This is a genomic window from Robertmurraya massiliosenegalensis JC6, assembly GCF_000311725.1.
Classification (GTDB): Bacteria; Bacillota; Bacilli; order Bacillales; family Cytobacillaceae; genus Robertmurraya; species Robertmurraya massiliosenegalensis.
This window is the reverse complement of sequence record NZ_HE978513.1, coordinates 213,333-221,825: the sequence shown is the minus strand read 5'-3', so window position 1 is coordinate 221,825 and position 8,493 is coordinate 213,333. Positions and strand designations below refer to the sequence as shown.

Below are 8,493 nucleotides of genomic sequence, written 5' to 3'. Positions count from 1 at the left end.
CCATCGCTTTTTTTATATAAGAAAAAATAAGTGCTAGCGAGCTCTTAGTGGCCCACTCCAGGAGTCATTAGGAATGTCGTATAGTAGGTAAATCCTACGAAAAAGACAGTTAAGTATGCCCCAAAAATATAAATATACATACGCTCAGTTAGTTTCAGGTAGCTTAACAATACGAAAAATCCTGTTTGACCAAAGAAAATTAGAGATGTTATGTACATATCACCTAAGAAAAACATAATGGCGAAAATGCCAGTCCAGAATCCCATCACTCTGTACATACGATCCATAGATATATCCTCCTTTTTCCTATAAGTCCATCACTACCATATTATAAGTAAACGGTAATGAAAAGTAAATATTAGTTTGTTTCAAAAAAGTGAACGCATACATCATATGTAGGAAAAACTAGCGTCACCCTAGAGTGAGAAGCCAGTTTTCATTATTAAATTATCGCACCTGTTCAATTCTTGTGGAACGTCCTATAGGGATATTTTTAACTTGTAACTAATGCATGATACGAGCAAGAGTTACATCCGTGTAGCATATTTTCTTTTTCGATCAAGTCTACTGATTCAAAAAGGGCTTCAAACATTCCTCGTAAGAATTCATAGTGTGTCTCACAAACTGTTTTTGTATGCTCTTGTGCTACTTCTTTAAATGGGCAATTGAAAATTTGGAAGTAGATCTTCGTATGATCTTCATTTGCTTCAAATTCTGGATAAAAGCCAGCCATCGTTGCTGCACTTCTAAGAAAATGGAGCTTTTGCTCAAAAGACAAATTCGAGCTCTCTTGGTTCCTTGTCATTTCTTGTTCGATCATTTCAGTTCCAAATCTTTTTCCTGTTTCATACAAAGCTCTTTTGCCTGCTTCTCCAAGATGAATAAATGTTTCCATCGCAATTTTCGAGAGGAGCTGGTAATCTCTGAATGGAAAGTTTAACTGAATGATGTCCTCAGAGAGGCGATATAATCTACTCGGTCTTCCGCCTTTTCCTGTTTTCTTCGTTTCAGATAATAGCATATTAACATCTTCAAGCTTGGATAAATGTAGTCTCGCTACGTTAGGGTGGATATTAAAGTTATCGGCTATTTCTTGAACGGTTACATCTTGATGCCTTTTTGTAATGTATTGATAAATATAGTAACGAGTTGGATCCGATAGTACGTTCGTTATTTTTAATGTCTTCTCCACAAAATTCACCTCGAGGCGCATGATTTATTCCCATTATAATACAGTAAACAATGGTTAACACTGTAATCACTATAAGTTTAGAAAATGTTCACATTTACTTGTCTAAATGATGAACAGATCTTGTTTCTTTTGAAAAGATGTCCGATCCCGTTTGATAAATAAAGAATTATAGACATTTTGTGAACAATGAATTTTTTGCAGGAAAAAGGAGTGAAGTGTCGAATTAAGAAATGTATTAAATGAAAGGTGGTGTTTCTATAAGGTGAAATCAATTGAAATGTTAGCTGAGAGAATTGTAAAGGATGCTGTAAAGAACCATGCATCAGACATTCATATCATTCCTCGGAGAGACGATACGCTGATACAATTAAGGATGGCAAATAGGCTCATTCCTAGATACCATTTGCCGAAAGAAGATTGTGAACGATTAATCTCTCATTTTAAATTCACTGCATCAATGGATATTGGAGAAAAAAGACGTCCTCAAAGTGGGGCATTTTCCGTGACAGTAAATAAGCACAATGTTGGACTTCGCTTATCCACTTTACCTGCTAATCAAAAAGAAAGTCTTGTTATTCGAATTCTTCCTCAGCAAGAACAAATCCCTTTTTACAAAGTTTCACTTTTCCCTGATGCGACGATGAAACTGCTCGCTCTCTTAAATCATGCTCATGGTTTGATCCTCTTTACTGGACCGACCGGATCTGGTAAAACGACCACATTGTACTCTTTATTAGATGAGACCTCCCACATTTTTAACCGCAGTGTGATTACACTTGAGGACCCCGTTGAAAAAGAAAATGAATCAGTTTTGCAAGTGCAAGTAAATGAGAAGGCTGGTGTTACCTATTCTACAGGCTTAAAAGCGATACTGCGACATGACCCAGACATCATTATGGTCGGTGAAATCAGAGATAGTGAAACGGCGAAAATAGCCGTTCGGGCAGCCCTCACAGGGCATCTCGTGCTAAGCACGATGCATACAAGAGATGCGAAAGGAGCGATTTATCGATTGCTGGAATTTGGTGTCGATAGGCTAGAAGTAGAACAAACGCTGATTGCAGTAGCAGCACAAAGATTAGTGGAATTAGAGTGTCCCTATTGTCAAGGAGATGTATGTTCACCACATTGTTTTTCAAATAGCCAATTGAAAAGAGCGAGTGTATTTGAATTATTAACGGGGAATGCATTAATGGACGTGATTCACGGTCAAAATCAAAATTCGTATAAAAAACTGAAAAGTATCATCAGTAAGGGAATTGCACTAGGTTTTATAAAGGAATCAGAATACAAGAGATGGATTATCGATGATGAAAACACGTAAATGGACGATTAAGGAGCAGGCTGATTTTCTAAAAAAGACAGGTGAACTATTAGCGAGAGGTTACCCACTTGCTGAAGCGATACATTCATTAACTTATCAGATGAGAAAAGGGCAACAGGAAGAAGTTGCTAAAGCACTAATCGATTTAAGAGAAGGACATAGCTTTCATCTAATCCTGCAAAATCTCAGGTTTAACAAAACGCTTATTGGCTATGTATATTTTGCAGAAGAACATGGTTCATTAGCCGATGCCTTTATTGAAGGCAGTGCCATGGTTACGAAAAGACAGGGGGATCTCGAAAAACTAAAAAAACTTCTTGTATATCCACTTATATTGATTGTGATCACTTTATTTTTGTTTGGATTTGTGGAGCGAGTATTGCTTCCACAATATACGACATTGTTTCACTTGATGAATCTATCCCCGAACATTTTTATGAAAATGGTTGCATTGATCGGAGATATCTTTCCTCTTTTGCTCCTAGTATTCCTTTTATTTAGCTCCCTCGCACTTGGTTACTATTTTATGACTTTCCGGAGACTCCTTCCTATTGAACAAAGAACGCTAATGTCTAAATTTCCTTTCCTAGGTTCCTTTTATCGCTTGTTCATAACCCATTATTTTAGTATACAGCTCAGCTATTTATTAGCTGGTGGTCTTTCCATTCAAGAAGCGTTAAAGCTGTTTGAGACACATGTGCAAAGCCCATTTTATAAGCAATTGGGAAAAGAAATACAACAGTATCTAATGAAGGGAGAGTCATTTGCGCAAGTTTTGAAGGAGTACCCTATTTTTGAAAAAGAGCTTTCTTTTATCGTGAAACATGGTCAGGAAAATGGCAAAATTTCCGATGAGCTTCTTTTCTTTAGCAAGCATTGTCTTGAAAAATTAGAAAACAAAACAGAAAAGTGGTTCAGAATCATTCAACCCCTTTTGTATTCGCTCATCGGGCTCGTCATTGTTTCGATGTATTTAGCGATTCTATTACCAATGTTCCAACTATTAGATGGATTTTAGAAAGGAGAAACAGAGCATGTTGAAAAAATTAAAAGGGCAGTCAACTTTTACCTTGAGCAAAAAGAATGATCGTAAATATGCTCGTTTAGCTGTCAAAAAAATAAACGAGCAAAATGCCTTCACATTAATAGAGATGATGATCGTCCTGCTCGTCATTTCGGTTCTATTGATTATTACAATTCCAAATATTACAACCCACAATTCTACCATTAATACAAAAGGCTGTGATGCGTTAAAGAAAATGGTAGAGGCACAAGTACAAGCTTATAAAATGGATAATAACACAGAGCCAATTAGTATCGTTAATCTTCAATCTAAAGGTTATTTAACGGCGGAACAGAGTAGTTGTCCAAATGGGGATAAAATCACTATTGATTCCGAAGGTAAGGTAGACAGTGGTACCTAAATGGAAACGAGATAAGGAACAAGGGTTTACAATGATTGAGGCATTGTTTGTTTTAAGTATGTTTCTGCTCATGATGTCTTTGTCCTTTCTTTTATTAAAGCCCCATTATTTTCAACAAGAAAGACAGTCTTTTATTCCCCAATTTAAAGCAGACTTGCTTTATGCTCAGCAGTATGCGATCACAAATCAAAAGGTCGTACGAGTAAACTTCATGCCTTCACAATACTTCTACTATATACGTAAACAAAATGGGGAGATCTTAATCAGAAGAGATTACTCAAACAATGTAGACGTTATACCTGGTTCGCAAAAAACAACCTTTTATTTTTATTCAAACGGTAATATTAGCACGATTGGCGCTTTGTACTTTTATATTGGCGATGACGATGCCTATCAATTCATGTTTCAGTTAGGACGGGGAAGATTCTATGTTAAAAAAATGTAGCGGTTTTTTCTTAGTCGAGCTTTTTCTTTCCCTCACTGTATGGATGCTAATAAGTTTAACGCTCCTTCCTCTTTATATTCATGTCAGCAAACAGTCACTAGATATGAACAAAGACATAACAGCAAATCATGTCTTATATGAATCTCTTCATCGTTACTTGCTTGAAGGGGATTTTGAGAATGGTGATATCAAAAGAGAAAATGAATGGTTCAGAATCTTTTGGGAGAAAGAGGTCAATATACCGGTGAAGGTGTGTGTAAAATATGAGAATTCTTTCGAACAAGAAAAGGAAAAATGTGAGAGGCTTGAATGAACAAGGATTTACGATGTTAGAGATGCTCTTTTCATTCTCTTTATTTTGTTTAATGGTCACGTTTCTCCCACCCTTGTTTCAAATTGTTTTTAACGATCATGGGATCGAAGCAAGAATACAGAAAATGGAATGGGAATTGTTTATTAGCCAGACGAAGAAGGAGATTCAATCAAGTGATTTTGTAGATGTGCTTAATGGAGAATTAACCTTAATTCGGGGGGATGAAACGATTTCCTATCAAAAATATCAAAATCTCCTTAGAAGACAAGTGAATAGAAAAGGTCATGAAGTCCTCTTGCAAAATGTTCGTGCTGTTTCTTTTGAAAAATATGGAAGTGGGATCAAAATTGAAGTGAGCGATTTATTTAAGCGTTCAAATGTGGCTATCATCTACCCTTTTATTAGCACGACGGAAATGAATGGGGATGGGATTAGATGAATGATAGAGGTTTTACGTTTCCTGTAACTCTTTGTGTGTTATTGTTATTTACCGGTTTTTTGGCGGTGCATTTTCATCAGTATTCGATAGAGAAAAGTTTTCAATTCGAACTTGCTGAATTTGAAAGAAATCAGTTTATGTTTATGCAGTCTTTAAAGAAAGTTGAGAATCAGTTAAGCAATGCTGAGGAAGTAGAGAGAACTGGGATCTTCTACTTTGAGAATGGCACAGTTACTTATCAGATTAATGAACTTGATAACGCACAACTTCAAATTCTATTTCGGTTGGTCACAAGTTCAGGAGCAGAACTCGAAGGTTTCGGTTATTATGATCAACATATAGAAAAAATGGTAAAATGGCTAGAACGTAATTAATTTGCTTGTTTCTCATATGATTCTTTTGGGTAATAGAATGATCATTTTCGGATATACTGCATACTGACGAAGAATTTGTGAGGAGTGTTGCATGATGAAGACAAATGATTATGTGAAATACATTACCGAGACGGTTGTAAAATATATTGATCAGCCAAAAGATGAGCGAATCAAGATAAAGCAAGAAAAAAAGGAAAGCAAGGCTGGCTTTTGGTTTCGTTGGTTTGGGATCTTGCCCTATGCGTTAAAAGATGTCGTAAAGAAAAGAAGGTAGATTAAGCACCTTCTATTCTTATACAGCTTCTTCAGTTAAATAAAAGAGTCCTCCATTGATGATTGAGATTTTCACTTTCGGTTCGTATTGGTCTTGGAGGGCTTTTTTTTCGTTGTCGAATGTTTCCCCTTTTTCCTCTTCATCTTCGTAAAAATGTTCTAAAAGCTGCAAGTCTTTATTCCATCTTTCTCTGGCTTCGTCTGCCCATATGTGCTCCTCTTGTTCAATCTCCTTCACAAGTTGATTCTCAATTCTTGAGACACCACTTTTTGGCATAATCAGTGGTGAAAGTGTAAACGAATAATCAGGGATTTTTGGTGTTAACTGTAAGTTCAATAGACGCTCATGGAAATTTTCCACGATTTGCCCATTGATCAGCTGCAGTCCGAGCGATTTAAACACATCTCTTTTACGATCACATTGGTAGGAGATGCGAACATTGATGCCTAACCATGGTTTTAATGGGACATGTTGTCCAGAAGCAAAGCGATGATTTTCATATAATCGAATATAAGCTGCTAAATTTTTTGTTGATTGAAAGATTTGATGTAAGCGAGGAGAGCCAAAATGTATGACCTCCCCTTTCATATTTTCAGGCGCTGTTTTTTGATCGGTAATAAAGGTAAGCTTCATCGGATTTGGAACGCCACCTGTTTTTTCTAAATAATGCCAGTAAAAAGGTCGATTCATTAGTTCCTTGTCTAATTCGATCGTTAATTGTACGGTCATATATCCATCTGTTTCCTCTACAATGTCACAGCCGTTTGCTTGAAAGTAGTTTTTAAGAAATTGTTGAATTTCCTGCTGCTGCATTCCCTTCACTTCCTTTCATTTCTTCTGCAAATTGAATCATCGCCGTCAAATTATCCATCTTAATTTTCATTTCTCCTTCTGATGTAGAGTGACCAAAGATATCGATTAAATAGTCTTCAAAATTACCAAATTCAAGTTTAGAGAGAATGTCATCAAGTTCACCTACGACTTTCTCAAATAATGATATTTTTTCATGAAGGAGTTTTAAGACATGCTCTTCTACTGTCCCTTTTGTGGCAAAATTGTAGATGTGGACATCTTGTTCTTGTCCAAGACGGTGGATCCGTCCAATCCGTTGTTCGAGTCGCATGGGATTCCATGGCAAATCAAAGTTGATAATATGGTGACAGAATTGAAGATTGATTCCTTCACCGCCGGCTTCTGTCGCAATTAAAACTTGGGCGTGTTTTTGGAATAATTCCCGCATCCAATCTTTTTTTCCTCGTTTAAATCCACCGCGAAACGGTACGGATGTGATTCCGTTTTGTTTTAAAAACCATTGGAGATACATTTGAGTTGCCCGATATTCTGTAAAAATAATGACTTTATCATCAATTTTTTTAATAAGGTCTAATGCTTTCTCTGCTTTCGAATTGCTTTGTACCGCCTGTACCTTTTCCATCAAAAATTGAATCTGTTGCTGGTAAGAAGGGCTGGGTGTTTCCTGTTTTGTCAGCATATTTCTTAATGTCACAAAGACAGCCTCACGACTGCTACAAGCCTCCCGTTGTAATGTCATAATCGCAAAAGCGCTAGTGGCCATCCAATTATCTTCTCTTCTTAGCTCAGAAATGGCATTATATAATTCTTGCTCTTCCTTTGAAAATTCGATCGCAATCGTTTCGACATGTCGATCCGTCCATTCGATCCCTGTATCAGCACGACGATTGCGAATCATCACCTTGTTCACTAACTCTTTTAAGTGCTCATTGTCATTTAAAGAACGGGAATCCCTTTTGTATTTTTCATAAAAGACGGTCTCGTTGCCAAGATGACCAGGCTTTAATAAGGAAACAAGATTAAATATTTCGCTAATCCGATTTTGAATCGGGGTAGCCGTTAGCAATAGGCAAAATTTCTTTTTTAAACTTTGCACAAATTCATAGTTTTTCGTTTTGTTATTTTTAAGTTTGTGAGCCTCATCGATAATAATGAGATCATAATCCTGTTGAAAAATAATATCACGGTGAGGATTACGCTTTGCGGTGTCTATCGATGACACGACAACATCACATTGTTCCCAAACATAGCTTTTCTTTTGTGCGACCGCAGGAATATAAAATTTACTCGTTAATTCATTAGCCCATTGCGTGACAAGGGAAGCGGGAACTAATATTAATGCTTTTTTTACAAGGCCTCTAATCATATATTCTTTTAAAATTAAGCCGGCTTCGATCGTCTTACCTAATCCCACCTCATCAGCTAAAATCGCTTTGCCATTCATATCTTCAACTACTCGCTTAGCTACTTCTAGTTGGTGAGGTAAAGGTGTCAATTGTGGCAAATGTTTAGGAGCCTGTAATCCTTCAAAATCATCAATGACTGTATGATTTTCTACTTCGATCGCAAGCTTATATAAGTCCCAACTGCCCCAAGGACCATCATCCTCAATTTTTTGAAAGAAACCGTCCACCCATGATGAATCAAATTGAATTTCCACCGTCATATAAATTGCTCCTTTTAAATCAGCTATAATCTATTCTTTTCCGAAAAAGATATTGCCCTAATATCATGTACATGGTAGGATGTATTTGAAAGTTAGAAATTTTGTCACATGTTAAGTATAAACGAACGAAAATATGCTATATTGACAATATTAATCGTTTTAGTATGAATGAATTTATAAGGTTATCATTAAAACGTTCGTTTTTAGCTAATGTTGGTCTTTTTGTTTT

The 8,493-nt window shown here is 36.4% G+C and carries 12 protein-coding genes; 8 read left to right on the top strand and 4 right to left on the bottom strand.

Annotated features, from left to right (window positions below; genetic code table 11):
• Positions 1-44: 44 nt before the first annotated feature.
• Together BMSHG_RS10950 and BMSHG_RS10945 are read right to left on the bottom strand one after the other, a co-directional pair.
• Positions 45-287, bottom strand: coding sequence for a DUF2626 domain-containing protein (locus BMSHG_RS10950; RefSeq protein WP_019154493.1), 243 nt, complete (start codon positions 285-287; stop codon positions 45-47).
• Between the two features lie 206 nt (positions 288-493).
• Positions 494-1,192, bottom strand: coding sequence for a helix-turn-helix transcriptional regulator (locus tag BMSHG_RS10945; RefSeq protein ID WP_026073418.1), 699 nt, complete (start codon positions 1,190-1,192; stop codon positions 494-496).
• 262 nt (positions 1,193-1,454) lie between these two features.
• Here BMSHG_RS10945 and comGA point away from each other — a divergent pair, with 262 nt between their 5' ends.
• The 8 genes from comGA (at position 1,455) to BMSHG_RS10905 (ending at position 5,785) form a co-directional block, all read left to right on the top strand.
• Complete coding sequence (gene comGA / locus BMSHG_RS10940) at positions 1,455-2,516, top strand: competence type IV pilus ATPase ComGA (protein ID WP_019154491.1); 1,062 nt, start codon at positions 1,455-1,457, stop codon at positions 2,514-2,516.
• Positions 2,500-3,534 (top strand): competence type IV pilus assembly protein ComGB, encoded by a 1,035-nt coding sequence (gene comGB / locus BMSHG_RS10935; RefSeq protein WP_019154490.1) that lies wholly within the window; start codon positions 2,500-2,502, stop codon positions 3,532-3,534. Before comGA ends, comGB begins: the two co-directional genes overlap by 17 nt.
• Positions 3,535-3,550: 16 nt before the next feature.
• Positions 3,551-3,940 (top strand): competence type IV pilus major pilin ComGC, encoded by a 390-nt coding sequence (comGC, locus tag BMSHG_RS10930; protein ID WP_019154489.1) that lies wholly within the window; start codon positions 3,551-3,553, stop codon positions 3,938-3,940.
• Positions 3,930-4,385: a competence type IV pilus minor pilin ComGD gene (gene comGD, locus BMSHG_RS10925; protein ID WP_019154488.1), complete on the top strand. Its 456-nt coding sequence runs from the start codon at positions 3,930-3,932 to the stop codon at positions 4,383-4,385. Before comGC ends, comGD begins: the two co-directional genes overlap by 11 nt.
• Positions 4,369-4,698 (top strand): competence type IV pilus minor pilin ComGE, encoded by a 330-nt coding sequence (comGE, locus tag BMSHG_RS10920; RefSeq protein WP_019154487.1) that lies wholly within the window; start codon positions 4,369-4,371, stop codon positions 4,696-4,698. The genes comGD and comGE overlap by 17 nt, the downstream gene beginning before the upstream one ends.
• Positions 4,649-5,137, top strand: a complete 489-nt coding sequence (gene comGF, locus BMSHG_RS10915; protein WP_235776365.1) for a competence type IV pilus minor pilin ComGF — start codon at positions 4,649-4,651, stop codon at positions 5,135-5,137. The genes comGE and comGF overlap by 50 nt, the downstream gene beginning before the upstream one ends.
• Complete coding sequence (gene comGG / locus BMSHG_RS10910; protein WP_019154485.1) at positions 5,134-5,511, top strand: competence type IV pilus minor pilin ComGG; 378 nt, start codon at positions 5,134-5,136, stop codon at positions 5,509-5,511. The genes comGF and comGG overlap by 4 nt, the downstream gene beginning before the upstream one ends.
• A gap of 94 nt (positions 5,512-5,605) precedes the next feature.
• On the top strand, positions 5,606-5,785 hold the full coding sequence (locus tag BMSHG_RS10905; RefSeq protein WP_019154484.1) for a YqzE family protein: 180 nt from the start codon (positions 5,606-5,608) through the stop codon (positions 5,783-5,785).
• A gap of 18 nt (positions 5,786-5,803) precedes the next feature.
• Here the strand turns inward: BMSHG_RS10905 and BMSHG_RS10900 are convergent, their stop codons facing one another.
• Both BMSHG_RS10900 and BMSHG_RS10895 read right to left on the bottom strand, forming a co-directional pair.
• Positions 5,804-6,598 (bottom strand): YqhG family protein, encoded by a 795-nt coding sequence (locus tag BMSHG_RS10900; protein ID WP_019154483.1) that lies wholly within the window; start codon positions 6,596-6,598, stop codon positions 5,804-5,806.
• Positions 6,567-8,264, bottom strand: a complete 1,698-nt coding sequence (locus tag BMSHG_RS10895; RefSeq protein ID WP_019154482.1) for a DEAD/DEAH box helicase — start codon at positions 8,262-8,264, stop codon at positions 6,567-6,569. Before BMSHG_RS10895 ends, BMSHG_RS10900 begins: the two co-directional genes overlap by 32 nt.
• Positions 8,265-8,493: the final 229 nt, after the last annotated feature.